Here is a 16,361-nt window from a genome sequence, read left to right on the forward strand (position 1 = left end):
GGCGCCGTGCCCGGGGGCACCTCCGTGGGGGCCCCGGAGGGGGACACTCCCGCAGACTCGTTTCGGGAGCACCCCCACCCCGCGGTGGCTGGGGTAGGGCCTGAGGGGGGGAGCCGGAGAAACGTTGCGGCCCCGCCCTGTCCGGCCGGACAGGCCCTTGCCCGTCCGCACGGTGGCGGCATGGGCTCGGCGGCCGTGGTGCGTGCCACGGTGGCGGCATGGCCTCGGCGGCTGCGGCGCGTGCCGCGCGGTGGCGGCATGGCCTCGGCGGCGGCGCGTGCCGTCGCGCGGTGGTGGCGTGGGCTCGGCGGCGGCGCGGGCCGGGGTGCCGTGGCGGCTTCCCGGCCCGCGCGGGGCCTTGGGGGTCAGAAGGCGCGGGGGCTGCGGTCGACGCACAGGGCCCAGATCACCCACACGCCGATCGCGATGGCGATCAGGGACCAGAACGGCTGGTAGGGCAGCCACAGGAAGTGGAGGATGATCATCAGGCCGGTCAGGGCGACGCCGAGGGCCCGGCCCCATGTCGTGCCCATGAGGATCGCGATGCCGACGATCAGGACGACGATGCCGAGGATCAGGTGGATCCATCCCCAGGCGGTCAGGTCGAACTTGAAGGTGTAGTCGCGGACCCGCCAGATGACGTCGTCCTTGGCGAGCGCGGCGATGCCTTCGAAGATCGCGAAGATGCCGGTGATCATCATCATGACGGCGGCGAACATCGCGCCGCTCGCCGCCCAGGGCGACGGGGGCGGGGGCGGGGCGTTGGGGGTGCCGGGGGCTGCGGGGCTGGGAGTGGTCGTCATCGTGCCACCACCCTCTCTCTGGGGTCGGCTGGGCACGTTCAGCGTCGACCGGTGCCGCCGTTCCGGCGACTCCCGAGGGCCGTTCGGGTGAATCCGCCCCGGAACGCAGCGGCCCGCCTCCCCGTGGGGAAGCGGGCGCGAGTGCCGTGGAAGGCGGAAGGAGGGGGCGTGGCTACGCCCAGAGCTGGCCCTGGAGGACCTCGATGGCTTCCTCGGTCGTCGCCGCGGTGTAGACGCCGGTCGAGAGGTACTTCCAGCCGCCGTCGGCCACGACGAACACGATGTCGGCCGATTCGCCGGCGGCCACCGCCTTGCGGCCGACCCCGATCGCGGCGTGCAGCGCGGCCCCGGTGGAGACGCCCGCGAAGATGCCCTCCAGCTGGAGCAGCTCGCGCGTGCGGGTCACCGCGTCCGCCGAGCCGACCGAGAACCGCGTGGTGAGGACCGAGGCGTCGTAGAGCTCCGGTACGAAGCCCTCGTCGAGGTTGCGCAGGCCGTAGACGAGGTCGTCGTAGCGGGGTTCCGCCGCGACGATCTTGACGCCTTCGACGTGCTCGCGCAGGTAGCGGCCGACGCCCATCAGGGTGCCCGTCGTGCCCAGGCCCGCCACGAAGTGGGTGATCGAGGGCAGGTCGGCGAGGATCTCCGGGCCCGTGGTGGCGTAGTGCGCGCCCGCGTTGTCCGGGTTGCCGTACTGGTAGAGCATCACCCAGTCCGGGTGCTCGGCCGCCAGTTCCTTGGCCACCCGCACCGCGGTGTTCGAGCCGCCCGCCGCGGGCGATGAGATGATCTCGGCTCCCCACATGGCCAGCAGGTCCCGGCGTTCCTGCGAGGTGTTCTCCGGCATCACGCACACGATGCGGTAGCCCTTGAGCTTGGCCGCCATCGCCAGGGAGATGCCGGTGTTGCCCGAGGTCGGCTCCAGGATGGTGCAGCCGGGGTACAGGCGGCCGGACTTCTCGGCCTGCTCGACCATGTGGAGCGCGGGGCGGTCCTTGATCGAGCCGGTCGGGTTGCGGTCCTCCAGCTTGGCCCAGATGCGGACGTCCTCGGACGGCGACAGCCGGGGCAGCCGGACCAGCGGCGTGTTGCCGACCGCGGCCAGGGGGGAGTCGTAACGCATCAGACAGCGCCGCCGGCCACGGCCGGGAGGATGGTGACGTTGTCGCCGTCCTTGAGCGCGGTGGAGATGCCGTCGAGGAAGCGGACGTCCTCGTCGTTGAGGTAGACGTTCACGAAGCGGCGCAGCTGACCGCCGTCGACGATGCGCTCCTCGATGCCCTTGTGGCGGCTCTCCAGGTCGGCGAAGAGCTCGGCGAGCGTGGCGCCCTCACCGTTCACGGCCTTCTCGCCGTCGGTGTAGGTGCGGAGGATGGTGGGGATGCGGACCTCGATGGCCATGGCAGGCTCCAGTGTCGTGAACGGGCATAAGAGGGCGTAAGCGTGTGTAAGAACGTGGAGGCGCGTGTTCTTGCTGCCCCCGCGCGAGAGGGCTCTGGTGCTCAGGCAGCAGGACAGATGGCGCTGGCGAGGCGGCACAGGTCGACGTGCAACCGCGCCACGAGCAGCAGCCTGCCGGGCGTCTCGATGCTCACGTCGTGGGAAACCATGCGGTCATGTTAACGATTCCCGGTCCCCGGTTTGGAGTGTGATTCCGCATCGTGGACGTGAACTGCTCACATGATGGTCAGTAGCCCGCCACGACCTGCACTTCTTCCTCCGTGATCACGCCGTCGACGATCCGGTACGAGCGGAACTGGAACTCGCCGAGGCCGTCCTTGTCCGCCGTCGAGACGAGGACGTAGTGCGCGCCGGGCTCGTTGGCGTACGTGACGTCCGTGCGCGAGGGGTAGGCCTCGGTCGCGGTGTGCGAGTGGTAGACGATCACCGGCTCTTCGTCGCGGTCGTCGAGCTCGCGGTAGAGCTTCAGCAGGTCCTTCGAGTCGAACTCGTAGAACGTGGGCGACCGGGCGGCGTTGAGCATCGGGATGAACCGCTCGGGTCGGTCGGTGCCCGCCGGTCCGGCCACGACGCCGCACGCCTCGTCGGGGTGGTCCTGGCGGGCGTGCTCGACGATCTGGTCGTACAGGGCCTGGGTGAGGGTCAGCATGAGCGACAGGATAAGCAGACGGGCCCTTCCGTACCGAGGGGTGGTACGGAAGGGCCCGGATGCTGGACAGAGTGCCTCTACGAGGCCGCTCCGGCCAGGCTGAGGCGTCGTTACGAGGCCTTGGTGAAGGCCGCGCCGCGCGGGTCGCGGGACTTCAGGGCCAGGTAGGAGACGCCCAGGATCAGGCCCCACAGCGGGGCGCAGTAGAGCGAGACCCGGGAGTCCTTGTCCATGCCCATCATCACGATGACCATGAGGATGAAGAGCAGGGCGAACCAGCTCGTGTACGGGGCTCCGGGCGCCCGGAACGGGGAGGCGGGGAGCTCGCCTCGGTCGGACTTGGCGCGGTAGCGGATCTGGCAGACCAGGATCATGATCCAGGCCCACATGCCGGAGATGGTGGCGAAGGAGACGACGTAGTCGAAGGCCTTGCCTGGGGCGACGTAGTTGATCCAGACGCCCACCAGCATCAGTCCGGCGGAGAAGGTGGTGCCGATGAGCGGGGTGCCGCTCTTGGTGAGCCGGGTGAAGAGCTTCGGGCCCTGGCCGTTGAGCGCGAGGTCGCGCAGCATGCGGCCGGTGGAGTACATGCCCGAGTTGCAGGAGGACAGGGCCGCGGTCAGGACGACGAAGTTGACGATCGCGGCGCCGACGCCGAGGCCCATCTTCTCGAAGGCGGCGACGAAGGGGCTGACGCCCGGCTGGAACTCGTGCCACGGGACGACCGACAGGATCATGATCAGTGCGCCGACGTAGAAGACGGCGATGCGCCACGGCACGGTGTTGATGGCCTTGGGCAGGGTCTTCTCGGGGTCCTTGGACTCGCCGGCGGTGACGCCGACAAGCTCGACCGCGAGGAAGGCGAACATGACGATCTGCAGGGTCATCAGCGTGCCGCCGATGCCCTTGGGGAAGAAGCCGCCGTCGTTCCACAGGTTGGTGACGGTGGCGGTGTCCGCGGCGTCGGAGAAGCCGATGGTGAGGATGCCGGCGCAGATCAGGATCATGCCGACGATGGCGGTGACCTTGACCATGGAGAACCAGAACTCCAGCTCACCGAAGAGCTTCACGGAGATCAGGTTGGCGCCGTAGAGGATGACGGTGAAGATCAGCGCGTACGCCCACTGCGGGAAGCTGTCGTGGGTCCAGTACGACATGTACTGCGCGGCGGCGGTGACCTCGGTGATGCCGGTGACCACCCAGAAGAGCCAGTACGTCCAGCCGGTGACGTATCCCCAGAACGGACCCAGGAACTCGCGGGCGTAGTCCGAGAAGGAGCCGGAGACGGGGCGGTACATGAGCAGCTCGCCCAGGGCCCGCATGATGAAGAAGATGACCAGGCCGGCGATGGCGTAGGCCAGGATCAGGCTCGGTCCGGCCTTGGAGATGGCCTTGCCGGCGCCCAGGAAGAGGCCGGTGCCGATGGCTCCGCCGATCGCGATCATCTGGATCTGGCGGGCGCCGAGTGCACGGTGGTAACCCTCGCCACCCTCGGCCGGTGCGCCCTCGCCGGGCGTCTTGTCGTACTGCTCGACCTGCACAGAGGTCATGTCTTGGTGCGCCTTTCTCCACGCCGACCCGCGCCTTCGATGGCTGCGGATCGGGTCCTCGATCCCCCCGGATACGGATGGAGTTGCACGCCGGCGGTCAGCCGGTTCAAGCGGGCCGCGGAACAGGGGTGGCGTCCCGGCGGTCGTGAAGATTTATCACGCCATTACGGGCGACCGAGGGCGGAAAATGTGACGCATGGCACGGGAAATTCGGGACAGAGGTCCAGAAACGCGTCAGATCACCGCGGTGCGGTGATCTGATCGTTATCCGGATTTGAGCGTCCGCTGAGCGAACGCCGCTGTGTTTTGAGGCTCCCCTGAGGGTCCTCGGTTCCTCCTCAGAGGGTTTCGATCAGGGTCTCCTGGAGGCCGCCCAACCAGAGGTACGCCATCACCATCGGCTTGCGCGGATCGTCGTCCGGCAGCCGGAAGAGCATCGCGCTCTCGTCGTCCTCCGTGATGTCGAGGCGGGCCGCGATGGTCAGGCGCAGGTCGTTGAGCGCGCCGAGCCAGCGCAGCGGCAGCTCGCCGGTCAGCTCCAGCACCGCCGCCCCGTCGCCGCCCGGGGTGAGTCCGTCCAGGCTGCGTACGACGGCCAGCGCGTCCTCGCGCTTGCGGGTGCGCAGGTCGTTCTCGGTGAACCGGCGGAACTCCGCCGACCGGGCCGTCAGCTCGGCCTGGTCCACGCCCTCGTCGCCCGTGCCGTCCGGGGACCCGTAGGCGTCGGGGAAGAGCCGGGCCAGCGCCGGGTCGGACGGGGGCTCGGATGGCCCTTCGGCGAACAGCGCGGCCAGCGGGTCGGCGTCCTCGGCGGGCTCGGGCTCGCCGGGGCCGATGAGCTCCAGCAGCTGGACTGCCAGGGAGCGCAGGATGGAGATCTCGATCTCGTCGAGCGCGATGGCGGCGCCGCCGCCCTTCAGCTCCTCGAAGGTTCCGCCGCCCATCAGACGCGGTCCTGCGAGAGGGTCGCCCACAGGCCGTAGCCGTGCATGGCCTGCACGTCGCGCTCCATTTCCTCGCGGGTGCCGCTGGACACGACCGCCCGTCCCTTGTGATGGACGTCGAGCATCAGCTTGTGCGCCACGTCCTTCGAATAGCCGAAGTACGCCTGGAACACGTACGCCACGTAGCTCATGAGGTTGACCGGGTCGTTGTGCACCAGGGTCACCCAGGGGACGTCGGGTTCCGGGACCGCGAAGGTCTCTTCGGCCGACTCGGTGCGTTCGATCTCAATGGGAGCAACACTCACTTGTCCCATGCTGCCACCGTGACGGGTCCGTCGCACAAACGGGCCCTACATCTCGTCACTCTGACGAAATGTGCGCTAGCATCCGTGTCATGAACCCTGCGGACCTGGGCCTGCCGGTGGACGTGCCGTCGACAGCGCTCTTCACGGACCATTACGAGCTCACGATGCTGCAGGCCGCCCTGGCGAACGGCACCGCCGACCGCCGCTCGGTCTTCGAGGTCTTCACCCGGCGGCTGCCCGAGGGACGGCGCTACGGCGTGGTCGCGGGCACCGGGCGGGTGCTCGACGCGGTGGAGAACTTCCGCTTCGACGGCGCCGTGCTGGAGTTCCTGCGCGAGCGGGCCGTCGTCGACATGCGGACCCTGGACTGGCTGGCCTCGTACCGCTTCTCGGGCGACATCTGGGGCTATCCGGAGGGGGAGGTCTACTTCCCCGGCTCCCCGATCCTGCGTGTCGAGGGCAGCTTCGCCGAGTGCGTGCTGCTGGAGACGGTGATCCTTTCGATCCTGAACCACGACTCGGCCATCGCGGCGGCCGCCTCCCGGATGTCCTCGGCGGCCGGCGAACGGCCGCTGATCGAGATGGGCGCGCGGCGCACCCACGAGCTGGCGGCGGTCGCCGCTTCGCGGGCCGCGTACGTGGGCGGCTTCACCTCCACGTCGGACCTGGCGGCCGGCTTCCGGTACGGCATCCCGACGGTCGGCACGAGCGCGCACGCCTTCACGCTGGTGCACGACAGCGAGCGGGACGCCTTCACCGCCCAGGTGGCCTCGCTGGGCCGGGGCACCACCCTGCTGGTGGACACCTACGACGTGGCCGAGGCGGTCCGTACGGCCGTCGAAGTGGCGGGCACCGATCTCGGCGCGGTCCGGATCGACTCCGGCGACCTGCTGCTGGTGGCGCACCGGGTGCGGCAGCAGCTGGACGAGTTGGGGGCGACCTCCACGAAGATCGTGGTCACCTCGGACCTGGACGAGTACGCCATCGCCTCACTGGCGGCGGCGCCGGTGGACGCGTACGGGGTGGGCACCCAGCTGGTGACGGGCAGCGGGCACCCGACGTGCTCGATGGTCTACAAGCTGGTGGCGCGGGCCGTCTCGGCGGACCCCAAGGCGGCGCTGGCGCCGGTGGCGAAGAAGTCCACGGGCGGGAAGACGTCCATCGGGGGCCGCAAGTGGGCGGCGCGGCGGGTGGACGCGGAGGGCGTCGCCGAGGCGGAGGTCGTCGGGACCGGGCCGGTCCCGACGGCCCTGGCCGACCACCAGCTGCTGACCCAGCTGGTCAAGTCCGGCGAGGTCATCGCCCGCGAGCCGCTGGAGGCCGCGCGGGACCGCCACCGTGCCGCGCGAGCGGGGCTCCCCCTCTCGGCGACCCAGCTCTCCCGCGGCGAGGCCGTGCTCCCCACGGAGTACCAGTAGCCTGCGGCGCTGACCCGAATCCCGTCCATCCAGCGGCTGCGCGGGGCCCGGCGGGGGCTGCGGCCGGGCCGCTGGGGCTCCGCCCCAGACCCCGCTCCTCAAACGCCGGAGGGGCTGGACTGGCGCTGGGCCCCGAGGGGCGGGTCGCCTCCCGGCGGCACACCCCCGGCCTCGCCGGCGTTTGAGGCGCGGGGGTCCGGGGGCAGAGCCCCCAGCACGTGGCCCGCACCGCCGCAGCGCACCCGCAGCCGGCCCGCACCATCCACACCGCCAAAGCGAAGGGCACCGTACATGCACCGCGCACTGATCGTCGTCGACGTACAGAACGACTTCTGCGAAGGCGGCAGCCTCGCGGTCGCCGGCGGAGCCGACGTGGCCGCCGCCGTCACCGAGTACATCGGTCAGGCCACCCCCGCCTACCGGCACGTCGTCGCCACCCGGGACCACCACGTCGACCCCGGGTCGCACTTCGCGCACCCGCCGGCGGAGCCGGACTACGAGACCTCGTGGCCCGTGCACTGCGTCGCCGGGACGGAGGGCGTGGGCTTCCACCCGAACTTCGCCCCCGCCGTCGCGTCGGGGGCCGTGGCCGCCGTGTTCGACAAGGGCGCGTTCGAGGCCGCGTACAGCGGTTTCGAGGGTGCCGACGAGAACGGGGCCACGCTCGCCGAGTGGCTGCGCGCGCGGCACGTCACCGAGGTGGACGTGGTCGGGATCGCCACCGACCACTGCGTGAAGGCCACCGCCCTCGACGCCGCCCGCGCCGGTTTCGCCACCCGCGTCCTGCTGGACCTGACGGCCGCCGTGGCCCCCCACACCGCCGAGAAGGCGCTGGAGGAGCTCCGGGCGGCCGGAGTGGCCCTGGTGGGCGGGAAGGCCTCCCAGGGCACCGCCTAGGCGGTGCCTAGGTCCCCAGGAGGGCCCGGATGGGGTGCCAGAGCTCCTGGGCGCGGTCGGGGGCGCCGCGCCACAGGAGGCCGTCCGGGTGGTGCAGGACGGCCGTGACCTCGTCCGGCGTCGGCGGCTGCGCGTTGCCCCGCAGGTACACCGCCCGCATGCCGAGGTTCCGCAGCCTGGTCAGGGCGCGGGCTCGGTTCGCGGCGTGGACGAGAACGCGGACATTTCCACCCTCACCGGATGGCCTGGGCAGCGTGAGCGCGACCACCACGCTGCCGCCTGGCAATCTGACGAAACCTCCACCGGGCACGGCTGTCATCTCCCCCGTCAATAAGAAACTCGTACCGCGCATCTAAACGCGATCGGCCGCCGCCCGCTAGAGGGCGACGGTCGATCATGCTTTGACCTGCGGTTTTACCGAATTACTTCGAGGAGGGCCCGACCTCGATGGTCATGACCTGACCGTCGTAGGTCTCCTTGAGAATCTTGATCTTGGTGTTGGTGTCAGTGACCTTCACCGAGCCGGTCGGGTTCTCGTCGTACCAGTACTTGCCCTTGTGGTCATCGAAGACCAGCTGGGCGGCCTTCGGCTTGAGGAAGAGCTCCTCGCCGTTCTTGTGCAGCGTGATCGCGTCCGTCTTGTAGGCGCTGAAGGCAGCGTCGTACGGCTGGATCTTGTTGCGCAGCAGGGTGCCGTCCGCCCACTTCATGGGCTTCGCGTTGGCGTCGATCGGAAGGATCAGACCCTGGCCCGGGTGCTGGCTGGTGTTGTTGTCCTTCTGGGAGGTGTCCCACTGCCAGATCAGGAGGCCGTCCTGGTAGGCGTAGTGCTCGACCCAGTTCGGACGGGTGTTGGCGAAGCCGAAGTTGTACGGGCCGACCTGGAGGGTCTTGTCGTACGAGACGTAGCGGCGGTTCTCGGCCAGGTAGTACTGCGCGTACTCCTTGGTGAAGCCGGAGCCGATGCGCGAGAAGCCCTTGCCGGTCCAGCCGTTGTCGCCGTTCTCGGCGCCGTCGGTGAACAGCGCGGCGCCGTCCGCGGTGAGGGTGACGGCGTCGGCGGTGAAGCCCTTGCCGCCCGCGCCGCCGTCCGTCTGGTAGCGGAAGCGGAGGTCGACCTTCTTGCCCGCGTAGGCGTCGAGCGGGAAGTTCAGGTTCTTCCAGGCACCCGAGACACCGGTCAGCGACGGGCTGCCGGAGGCGTCGGCCGGAAGGGCCGTGCCGTCGGCGGTACCCGCGAGGGCGGTCCAGGTGGCGCCGCCGTCGGTGGACACCTCGGTGTAGAGGTAGTCGTAGTCGGCCTCGATGTCCCACCAGCCCTTGAGGGACAGCGCGGCGGACTTCTTGCCCGTCAGGTCGACCGACCGGGTGAGGGTGTTCTTGAGGTCGTCACCCATGTTGCTCCACCACTGGGTGGCGCCTTCGGCGGGGGCGACGACGTCGGTCTTGACCTGCTTCTTCGGCAGCTCGACGACCAGCGCCTGCTTGTCCTTGGTGTTGTACTCCGAGACGCCCAGCTTGTGGGTGGACTTCGTCGCGGCCTTGGCCTTGTCGTAGTTCAGCCAGCCCAGCTGGAGCTTGTCCCAGGCGGTCATGTCGCCCGGGAGGTCGCCTATGGAGTCCTTGCCGGTGCCGAGCCAGGAGCCGGCCGACATCAGGGACCAGAAGCCGACCGAGTTCTCGCCGCCACCGGAGGTGTCGTAGAGGTCGGGCAGGCCGAGGTCGTGGCCGTACTCGTGCGCGAAGACGCCGAGGCCGCCGTTCTCGGGCTGCATCGTGTAGTCGCCGACCCAGATGCCGGAGTCGCCGATCTGGGTGCCGCCGGCCTTGTTGTTCTCCGGACCGGTCTTGCCCGCCGCGGTGCCGTAGGCGTACCAGCGGTGCGCCCACAGGGCGTCCTTGCCCTGCACGCCGCCGCCGGCCGACTCGTCCTCGCCCGCGTGGACGATCTGGAAGTGGTCGATGTAGCCGTCGGGCTCGTTGAAGTTGCCGTCGCCGTCGAAGTCGTAGCGGTCCCACAGGTCGTACTGGGCCAGCTGCGCCTTGATCTGGGCGTCGGTCTTGCCCGCCTTCTTCTGGGCCGCCACCCACGCGGCGACGCCGTCCTTGACGGTGTCCCACACGTTGGAGCAGTTGCTCTGGCCGCAGTAGTTCGAGCCGTAACGGGCCTCGTTGTACGGGACCTTGACCCAGTCGGCGACCTCGCCCTCGACCGAGTAACGGCCCGAGGAGGTCTTCTCGTAGTAGGTCTTCAGCGAGTCCTTGCCCTGACCCGTGGCGAAGTACAGGTCCTGGAAGTACTCGCGGCTGAAGTCCTTGCGCCAGGCCGTGCTGTTGTTGTCGGCACGGTCGGGCTGGGCGATCGTGTTGTGCAGCGGACCGGGGGTGCCGCCGTACTTCGGAACGGCCGGCTTGGGGCCGGGACCGTCCGGGTCGAACATGGTGGTGTTGTCGACCTGGTCGCCGAACTCGACGAGGATCGTGAAGATCTTGTCGGTCTTCTCGCGGCCGAGCTCGACGTACTTCTTGTCGTCGAGCTTGACGACCTTGGAGGCGCCACGCTGCTCGACGTTCTTCTTGCCCGAGAGGACCTGGTCCAGGGCGGCCTTGCGCTGCTGCGCCTGCTGCTCGCTGAACGGGCCCTTCAGGTCGTGCTCGACGACCTTGGAGGGCGCCGTCGGGTCCTGACGGTCGGCCGCCGGGGCCGCGGGGGCCTGGGTTTCGGCCTGGGCCGCGGTAACGGTGAAGAAGGTGGCGCTTGTCGCACAAGCAGCCATGGTCACGGCGACGGCCGCGGCGCGCACGGCACGCCTCTTGGCGGAGTTGCTGGTCACTTGATGTCGTTCCCCTCCCGCGGCCGCATGGACGGTCGGAACGTCTCCATCGGAGCAGGGGGGTTCCGCGCGGCGCGCGTCTCAAGTGACGACATTTGACCGGAGAGTTCAAAGAAAAGACAGACCTTGACTTGTTCCTTACAACTGCACTATGCGGTCAGCCGGTTCCGGTATCCGGACGTTCCGCTGCCATACGGGGCGAACGGCGCTTCCAGGCCACGCATTTGGGTCTGTTTCGGACTCGACGGGCCGCGCGGGCCGGGGATGTGGTGAGAAAAATGACCCTCGTGCGCCCCCCTGTGCTCCGGCACCGTGGGTTAGGTCACGCTTACTGGCGGTTCCGCTCGGGCATCTCCCGTCGTAGAGTCACTTGACGCGCGACCTAGTTGAGCCGACTCCCCCTCCCCTCCCTGAGGACGGATATCGCCATGCCGCGTCCGACTGCCGCACAGCTCGCCTACGGGTCCGCCACCGTCATCGTGTCGACGATCGCCATGCTGCTGCTCTCGCAGACGAGTACGGGGCTCGGAGTCGCGGTCATCGCCGCGGCCGCCCTCGCCCTCGGCCTGCTCGTCGCCGTCACGGTGCCCGCCCCGAAGCGGCGCGGCCGCCATGCCGCCCGTACGGGCCCGGCCGCGGCCCCTGTTGTCACCGCGGCCGTCACCGAAGAGCCCGTACACCACTGAGGCCGCACAACGCGGAGCGGGCGGCCTCCCCGGAGGGAAGACCGCCCGCGGCGTGATGCGTGCGCGCGTTGCGTGCGTTGCGTGCGTATGTCTGCGGCTAGTGCTGTGGCCGGAAAGGTTTGCCGGGGCGCGGTGTTCGGTGCGGTGCATCGCAAGGCGGAGGGCCGCGGCTCGTACCGGACGTACTTGCGCGGTCCGACAACGCGGCGAGGTGCCGTGCCGAGCGCCGTGACCCGGTGAACCTTTCCGGTCACAGCACTAGGTGCTGGCCTGGACCACCACGGTCTTGCCGACCTTGTCGTGCAGGCCCTGCTTGTACGGCTTGTCGACGAGGATCGACACGATCAGCGCGAGCGGCCACAGGCAGAAGCAGCAGATCAGCGTCGGCAGCCAGAGCACCGCGGCGCGGGACAGGGACGCGCCGGACTGCGGGACGCTGCCGTCGTTGAGCATCGCGACGCGCATGCCCATCGCCTTCTTGCCGAGGGTCTGGCCGGTCTTCTGGGTGAACCACCAGTCGTAGCCGACGTAGGCGACGATCGAGATCAGGGTCATCAGCAGGCCGCTGCCGCTGTAGGACTTCGTGATGATCTCGGTGACGTCCTCGCCCTTGTTCGTCTCGACCGTGTAGCGGTTGCGGTCGCCGACGGCCAGTTGGATGAGGAACAGCGGGATGGCGACGATCAGCAGGTCGATGACGCGCGCGGCGAGCCTCTTGCCGAAGTCGGCGAGCGGGGGCATCCCGGCGAGCGGATCGGGCATGCCGTAGCCGCCGGCCCCGCCGTACGGATCACCGCCGTACGGGGGCGGCGGGGGCGGGTATCCCCCGCCGGCGCCGCCGCCCGCGCCCGGACCTCCGGGGGGCGGGGGTGGGGGATACCCGCCGCCCTCGGAGGGCGGCCGGTCGTACGGCGAACCGCCCGACGGAGGCGTCGGTTCCTGGGGCTTCTTGAGGAACGGGTCGTCCTCGGGCCGTTCGCCCGGCGGCGGCTGGTCGGTACTCATGGCCCGAGTCGAACCCGGCTCCGCCGCCCCCGCAACGGGACCGCGTCCATTCGGGCGACGGGCCGTGCGCGGCCCGACTCAGCGCGACACGTACGTCTTCGCCGCCTTGTCGTGCCAGGCCTGGCGGCGCGGCCGGTCCACGAGGCACCAGAGGCTGCCGGGGAGACCGAGGAAGGCGTACACCAACCAGCGGCGCAGGGCGGCGCCGAAGCGGGGCGGGCGCAGGGTGGCGACGGCCAGCACCCTGACGCCGAGGAGCTTCTTGCCCGGCGTGCGGCCCCAGCGGGCCGTGGGCAGCACCTCGTAGAGGATCCCGAAGAGGAGGACGGCCCCGAGGACCAGGCCCAGTTGGCCGGCGACGGTGGCGTCGAGGAGCCAGACGGTGGTGGGGCGGCCGCCCGCCCGGGCGGCGTCGACCTTCGCCTGCACGTGGGCGGTGACCCCGGGGACCAGGGGCAGGGCGGCCGCCGCCGCGACGGCCGCGTACACGAGGGAGTCCAGCGCGCGGGCCGTGACCCGCCGGGCGGCCCCCGCGGGCCGCACGGCCCGTTCGGCCATCCGCTCGAAGACGGCCCGCGCGGTGTCGGCGGTGTTCGCCTTCGGCTGCGCGGCGGGGGTACGGGGGGCCGGCGGCCGCGCCCCGCGGGGCTCCCGGGCCGGGGCGTCCTGCGCGGTCCGCGGGAGCACCGGGCGGGCTCCGCCGGCGCGGGGCGGCCACACCTCGGGGCGGGCGGCGTCCCGGTCCACCGGGGGCTGCCGCCGCTCGGCACTGCCGGGGGCCTCCCGGCGGGGCTCCTGGGCCGGGGCGGGCCGGGGCTCCGGCCGGAACTCCCTGGCCGGGCCGGGCTCCGGGCGAGGCTCCCGGCGGGGCTCCGGGGCCGGGGCCGGGGCCGGGCGGGGTTCCGCCTCGGGCCAGGAGGCCGTGAGCCCGGACACGGCGGGCCCGGTGGTATCGGGCCACGCGGGGGCCGGCGCGGCCGGGGCCGGGGCCGCCTGGGCGTGCCGCGGGGCCGGGGTCGGAGGGGTTTCGCCGGGGCCGGGCGCGCGCCGGGGCGTCTCCTCGGGCGCCGAACGTGGCGAGGGGTCGGAGGGCCGAGGTTGATCGTGTTCGGCGCCCTGCGGGGAAGCCCCGGCACCCACCCGACCCCGTCGGAACAGGTCGGAGGCGGAGCCGGCCGAGGGGGCGGAGGGGTGGGCGGCGCCTTGCGGGGGTGCCCCGGCGTCCTCCCGGGCCCGGCGAGAGCCGTCTTCGGCGGAGCCGGCCGAGGGGTCGGAGGGGCGGAACCGGTCCTCCGCGGAGTCCCCGGGTTGGCGGGGTTCCGGGGGGCGGGCCAGGGAGATGCCGGGTCGGTCGGGATTGCCCCATGAGACCCGGTTGTCGCGCGGGCCGCCGAAGCCGGCCTGGTGTGCGGGATCGGCATGCCACACCGCGGGCTCGTCCAGGAACACCGGCCCCGTCTCCTCGGAGCGCGCGGCCGGAACCGCCGCGGCGGGTCGGCTCGTACCCGGCACCCAGGACAGGCCGTTCCAGTACCGGACGAACCCGGGGATGGACGGATCGGGGTAGTAGCCCTCGCGGGCCACGTGCTCTCCGTCACCAGGGGAGGCCGTCAATGTCCCCAACTCCGATCGTGGCTTGAGGCTTGCGCAAGGGAGGACCATAGCCAAGAACCCCTGTGCGGCATGGGTGGTAACGGGAGAATCCAAACCTTCGGGCGAATGCGAGTTTCGGTCAGTCGACAGAATCCGGCCAATCTGCGGATCGCTGACGGAAGTCGCGTCATACCCGGGCACATCGGCGCTCTCTGCGGGTGTGGGGCCAGATCCCGGCCTCACAGCGACACCGCGAAGTGAGGCCCTCATGCACCACCACCCCGTCATCGAGCGCGAGCTGGAACTCAAGCTGGTCCTGTCCCCCGAGCGCAGCATCCCCGTCCCCGCGCGGCTCCTCTACCTCACGGACGACCCGTACGCCGTGCACATCACCTTCCACACCGGCTCCAGCACCCCCGTCAACTGGACCTTCGCCCGTGAGCTGCTGGTCGAAGGGGTGTTCCGGCCGTGCGGCCACGGCGACGTGCGGATCTGGCCCACGAAGGTGGAGGAGAAGGCGGTGCTGTGCATGGCGCTCAGCTCACCCGACGGGGACGCGCTGCTGGAGGCTCCGGCCGTGTCCGTCTCGGCATGGCTGGAGCGCACCCTGCGCGTCGTCCCGCCCGGTACCGAGGCCGAGCGGCTGGGCCTGGACGACGCCCTGGCCGAGCTGCTCGCCCCGACCCCGGCGGACGAGCTGTGGCTGCGCGACCCCTGGCCCTCGGACGAGTCCGCGGACGGGGACCTGTGATGCCGTCAGAAGAGCTTGCCGGGGTTGAGAAGGTTCAGTGGGTCGAAGGCCTGCTTGACCGCCCGCTGCATTTCCAGGCCGACGGGTCCGAGCTCGCGGGCCAGCCACTCCTTCTTCAGGACTCCGACCCCGTGCTCGCCGGTGATGGTTCCGCCCAGCGCGAGGCCCAGCGCCATGATCGCGCCGAAGGACTCGCGGGCCCGGCGGGTCTCGTCCTCGTCGGCGGGGTCGAAGCAGACGATCGGGTGGGTGTTGCCGTCACCCGCGTGTGCGCAGACCCCGATGAGCAGATCGTGCGCGGCGGCGATGGCGGCCGTCCCGTCCAGCATCTCGGCGAGCCGCGAGCGCGGTACGCACACGTCGTCGATCATCGTGGCGGGCCTCAGCGCCTCCAGCCCGGGGAAGGCCATCCGGCGTGCCTGGAGGAGCAGTTCGGACTCCGCCTCGTCCTCGGCGGGGACGACGGCGGTGGCCCCGGCGGCCGTACAGAGCTCTCCGACCGCCGCGAGGTCCTCGGGGGCGTGCGGGGTGTCGAAGGCGGCGAGCAGCAGGGCCTCGGTGGCCTCGGGCAGGCCCATCTTGCCGAGCGCGTTGACGGCGTGGACGGTCGTACGGTCCATCAGTTCGAGGAGGGAGGGGGTCAGTCCGGCCTCCATGACGGCGCAGACGGCCTCGCAGGCGGCCGCCACGGAGGGGAACTCGGCGGCCAGCGCGAGCTGCCGCGGCGGCGCGGGCCGCAGGGCGAGCACGGCTCGGACGACGATGCCGAGGCTGCCCTCGGAGCCGACGAAGAGGCGGGTGAGGTCGTATCCGGCGACGCCCTTGGCGGTGCGGCGGCCGGTGCGCAGGAGGCGGCCGTCGGCGAGGACGACGTCGAGGCCGAGCACGTACTCGGCGGTGACGCCGTACTTGACGCAGCACAGGCCGCCGGACGCGGTGCCGATGTTGCCGCCGATGGTGCACTGTTCCCAACTGGAGGGGTCCGGCGGGTAGTACAGGCCCTGTTCGGCGACCGCGCGGGAGAGGACCGCGTTGACGACGCCGGGTTCGACCACGGCGATGCGGTCGACGGGGCTGATCTCCAGGATGCGGTCCATCTTGACCAGGGACAGCACGATGCAGCCGTCGGAGGCGTTCGCGGCGCCCGAGAGGCCCGTACGGGCGCCCTGCGGGACGACGGGGATCCGTAGGGCGGTGGCGGTGCGCATGACGTGCTGGACCTGTTCCACGGTCCGGGGCAGGACGACCACGGCGGGGGTGCCCGCGGCGCAGAAACTGGCCATGTCGGTGGCGTAGGAGGCGGTCACCTGGGGGTCGGTGAGCAGCGCCTCGGCAGGGAGTCCGTCCAGCAGGCTCGCGCGCAGGCGTGCGGAGAGATCGTCGTCCATGTGACCAGAGTGGCAGCCGGGGCCAATTGTGTGAACACGCCCGCAACCCCCTTCGGAGACCCCGGCGAGCTCTTCAT

Annotated in this window: 17 protein-coding genes; 4 read left to right on the top strand and 13 right to left on the bottom strand. The window is 70.9% G+C overall.

All coding sequences use genetic code 11. The features are described 5' to 3' along the window. Nucleotides 1-365: 365 nt before the first annotated feature. The 8 genes from ACFV9H_RS24830 to clpS form a co-directional block, all read right to left on the bottom strand. Complete coding sequence (locus ACFV9H_RS24830; RefSeq protein WP_385401941.1) at nt 366-803, bottom strand: hypothetical protein; 438 nt, start codon at nt 801-803, stop codon at nt 366-368. 172 nt (nt 804-975) lie between these two features. Further along, a complete protein-coding gene (locus tag ACFV9H_RS24835) occupies nt 976-1,926 on the bottom strand; it encodes a PLP-dependent cysteine synthase family protein (protein ID WP_376658534.1) in 951 nt (316 codons plus the stop codon). Then, nucleotides 1,926-2,204 carry a MoaD/ThiS family protein gene (locus tag ACFV9H_RS24840; RefSeq protein WP_385401944.1) on the bottom strand — a complete coding sequence of 93 codons (279 nt, stop codon included), beginning with the start codon at nt 2,202-2,204 and terminating at the stop codon, nt 1,926-1,928. The genes ACFV9H_RS24835 and ACFV9H_RS24840 overlap by 1 nt, the downstream gene beginning before the upstream one ends. A 101-nt stretch (nt 2,205-2,305) precedes the next feature. Next, a complete protein-coding gene (locus ACFV9H_RS24845; protein WP_311736929.1) occupies nt 2,306-2,413 on the bottom strand; it encodes a putative leader peptide in 108 nt (35 codons plus the stop codon). 77 nt (nt 2,414-2,490) lie between these two features. Continuing rightward, the gene (locus tag ACFV9H_RS24850; protein WP_385401947.1) at nt 2,491-2,913 is read right to left on the bottom strand and encodes a Mov34/MPN/PAD-1 family protein; all 423 of its coding nucleotides are present in this window, start codon (nt 2,911-2,913) and stop codon (nt 2,491-2,493) included. A gap of 110 nt (nt 2,914-3,023) precedes the next feature. Further along, complete coding sequence (locus ACFV9H_RS24855) at nt 3,024-4,463, bottom strand: amino acid permease (protein ID WP_385401949.1); 1,440 nt, start codon at nt 4,461-4,463, stop codon at nt 3,024-3,026. A gap of 338 nt (nt 4,464-4,801) precedes the next feature. Then, nucleotides 4,802-5,407 (bottom strand): DUF2017 domain-containing protein, encoded by a 606-nt coding sequence (locus ACFV9H_RS24860; protein WP_385401951.1) that lies wholly within the window; start codon nt 5,405-5,407, stop codon nt 4,802-4,804. After that, complete coding sequence (gene clpS, locus ACFV9H_RS24865; protein ID WP_385401953.1) at nt 5,407-5,721, bottom strand: ATP-dependent Clp protease adapter ClpS; 315 nt, start codon at nt 5,719-5,721, stop codon at nt 5,407-5,409. The genes ACFV9H_RS24860 and clpS overlap by 1 nt, the downstream gene beginning before the upstream one ends. An 80-nt stretch (nt 5,722-5,801) precedes the next feature. On the opposite strand from clpS, the gene ACFV9H_RS24870 reads away from it, so the two are divergent. Continuing rightward, nucleotides 5,802-7,130, top strand: a complete 1,329-nt coding sequence (locus ACFV9H_RS24870; RefSeq protein WP_385401955.1) for a nicotinate phosphoribosyltransferase — start codon at nt 5,802-5,804, stop codon at nt 7,128-7,130. A gap of 291 nt (nt 7,131-7,421) precedes the next feature. After that, a complete protein-coding gene (locus ACFV9H_RS24875; RefSeq protein WP_385401958.1) occupies nt 7,422-8,027 on the top strand; it encodes an isochorismatase family protein in 606 nt (201 codons plus the stop codon). A gap of 7 nt (nt 8,028-8,034) precedes the next feature. Here ACFV9H_RS24875 and ACFV9H_RS24880 read toward each other — a convergent pair whose 3' ends face one another. Together ACFV9H_RS24880 and ACFV9H_RS24885 are read right to left on the bottom strand one after the other, a co-directional pair. Next, nucleotides 8,035-8,337, bottom strand: a complete 303-nt coding sequence (locus ACFV9H_RS24880) for a hypothetical protein (RefSeq protein ID WP_030825287.1) — start codon at nt 8,335-8,337, stop codon at nt 8,035-8,037. A 112-nt stretch (nt 8,338-8,449) separates the two neighbouring features. Beyond that, on the bottom strand, nt 8,450-10,804 hold the full coding sequence (locus ACFV9H_RS24885) for an immune inhibitor A domain-containing protein (RefSeq protein ID WP_385402024.1): 2,355 nt from the start codon (nt 10,802-10,804) through the stop codon (nt 8,450-8,452). Nucleotides 10,805-11,289: 485 nt separating this feature from the next. Here ACFV9H_RS24885 and ACFV9H_RS24890 point away from each other — a divergent pair, with 485 nt between their 5' ends. Next, entirely contained in the window at nt 11,290-11,547 is a 258-nt protein-coding gene (locus ACFV9H_RS24890; RefSeq protein WP_385401960.1) for a hypothetical protein, read from the top strand. A gap of 258 nt (nt 11,548-11,805) precedes the next feature. Here ACFV9H_RS24890 and ACFV9H_RS24895 read toward each other — a convergent pair whose 3' ends face one another. Beyond that, entirely contained in the window at nt 11,806-12,552 is a 747-nt protein-coding gene (locus ACFV9H_RS24895) for an RDD family protein (RefSeq protein WP_385401963.1), read from the bottom strand. Between the two features lie 78 nt (nt 12,553-12,630). Next, complete coding sequence (locus ACFV9H_RS24900) at nt 12,631-14,136, bottom strand: RDD family protein (RefSeq protein ID WP_385401965.1); 1,506 nt, start codon at nt 14,134-14,136, stop codon at nt 12,631-12,633. 277 nt (nt 14,137-14,413) lie between these two features. On the opposite strand from ACFV9H_RS24900, the gene ACFV9H_RS24905 reads away from it, so the two are divergent. Then, nucleotides 14,414-14,896, top strand: coding sequence for an SsgA family sporulation/cell division regulator (locus tag ACFV9H_RS24905; protein WP_385401967.1), 483 nt, complete (start codon nt 14,414-14,416; stop codon nt 14,894-14,896). Between the two features lie 5 nt (nt 14,897-14,901). Here ACFV9H_RS24905 and ACFV9H_RS24910 read toward each other — a convergent pair whose 3' ends face one another. Next, nucleotides 14,902-16,284, bottom strand: a complete 1,383-nt coding sequence (locus ACFV9H_RS24910) for an FAD-binding oxidoreductase (RefSeq protein ID WP_385401969.1) — start codon at nt 16,282-16,284, stop codon at nt 14,902-14,904. Between the last annotated feature and the right edge of the window lie 77 nt (nt 16,285-16,361).

Source organism: Streptomyces sp. NPDC059874, from assembly GCF_042731135.1.
In the GTDB taxonomy this organism is placed as follows: domain Bacteria; phylum Actinomycetota; class Actinomycetes; order Streptomycetales; family Streptomycetaceae; genus Streptomyces.

What these genes read in the sequence shown, in the direction of transcription:
- ACFV9H_RS24830 (WP_385401941.1), bottom strand. Translation starts at nt 803, where the DNA reads ATGACGACCACTCCCAGCCCCGCAGCCCCCGGCACCCCCAACGCCCCG.
- ACFV9H_RS24835 (WP_376658534.1), bottom strand. Translation starts at nt 1,926, where the DNA reads ATGCGTTACGACTCCCCCCTGGCCGCGGTCGGCAACACGCCGCTGGTC.
- ACFV9H_RS24840 (WP_385401944.1), bottom strand. Translation starts at nt 2,204, where the DNA reads ATGGCCATCGAGGTCCGCATCCCCACCATCCTCCGCACCTACACCGAC.
- ACFV9H_RS24845 (WP_311736929.1), bottom strand. Translation starts at nt 2,413, where the DNA reads ATGGTTTCCCACGACGTGAGCATCGAGACGCCCGGCAGGCTGCTGCTC.
- ACFV9H_RS24850 (WP_385401947.1), bottom strand. Translation starts at nt 2,913, where the DNA reads ATGCTGACCCTCACCCAGGCCCTGTACGACCAGATCGTCGAGCACGCC.
- ACFV9H_RS24855 (WP_385401949.1), bottom strand. Translation starts at nt 4,463, where the DNA reads ATGACCTCTGTGCAGGTCGAGCAGTACGACAAGACGCCCGGCGAGGGC.
- ACFV9H_RS24860 (WP_385401951.1), bottom strand. Translation starts at nt 5,407, where the DNA reads ATGGGCGGCGGAACCTTCGAGGAGCTGAAGGGCGGCGGCGCCGCCATC.
- clpS (WP_385401953.1), bottom strand. Translation starts at nt 5,721, where the DNA reads ATGGGACAAGTGAGTGTTGCTCCCATTGAGATCGAACGCACCGAGTCG.
- ACFV9H_RS24870 (WP_385401955.1), top strand. Translation starts at nt 5,802, where the DNA reads ATGAACCCTGCGGACCTGGGCCTGCCGGTGGACGTGCCGTCGACAGCG.
- ACFV9H_RS24875 (WP_385401958.1), top strand. Translation starts at nt 7,422, where the DNA reads ATGCACCGCGCACTGATCGTCGTCGACGTACAGAACGACTTCTGCGAA.
- ACFV9H_RS24885 (WP_385402024.1), bottom strand. Translation starts at nt 10,804, where the DNA reads ATGGCTGCTTGTGCGACAAGCGCCACCTTCTTCACCGTTACCGCGGCC.
- ACFV9H_RS24890 (WP_385401960.1), top strand. Translation starts at nt 11,290, where the DNA reads ATGCCGCGTCCGACTGCCGCACAGCTCGCCTACGGGTCCGCCACCGTC.
- ACFV9H_RS24895 (WP_385401963.1), bottom strand. Translation starts at nt 12,552, where the DNA reads ATGAGTACCGACCAGCCGCCGCCGGGCGAACGGCCCGAGGACGACCCG.
- ACFV9H_RS24905 (WP_385401967.1), top strand. Translation starts at nt 14,414, where the DNA reads ATGCACCACCACCCCGTCATCGAGCGCGAGCTGGAACTCAAGCTGGTC.
- ACFV9H_RS24910 (WP_385401969.1), bottom strand. Translation starts at nt 16,284, where the DNA reads ATGGACGACGATCTCTCCGCACGCCTGCGCGCGAGCCTGCTGGACGGA.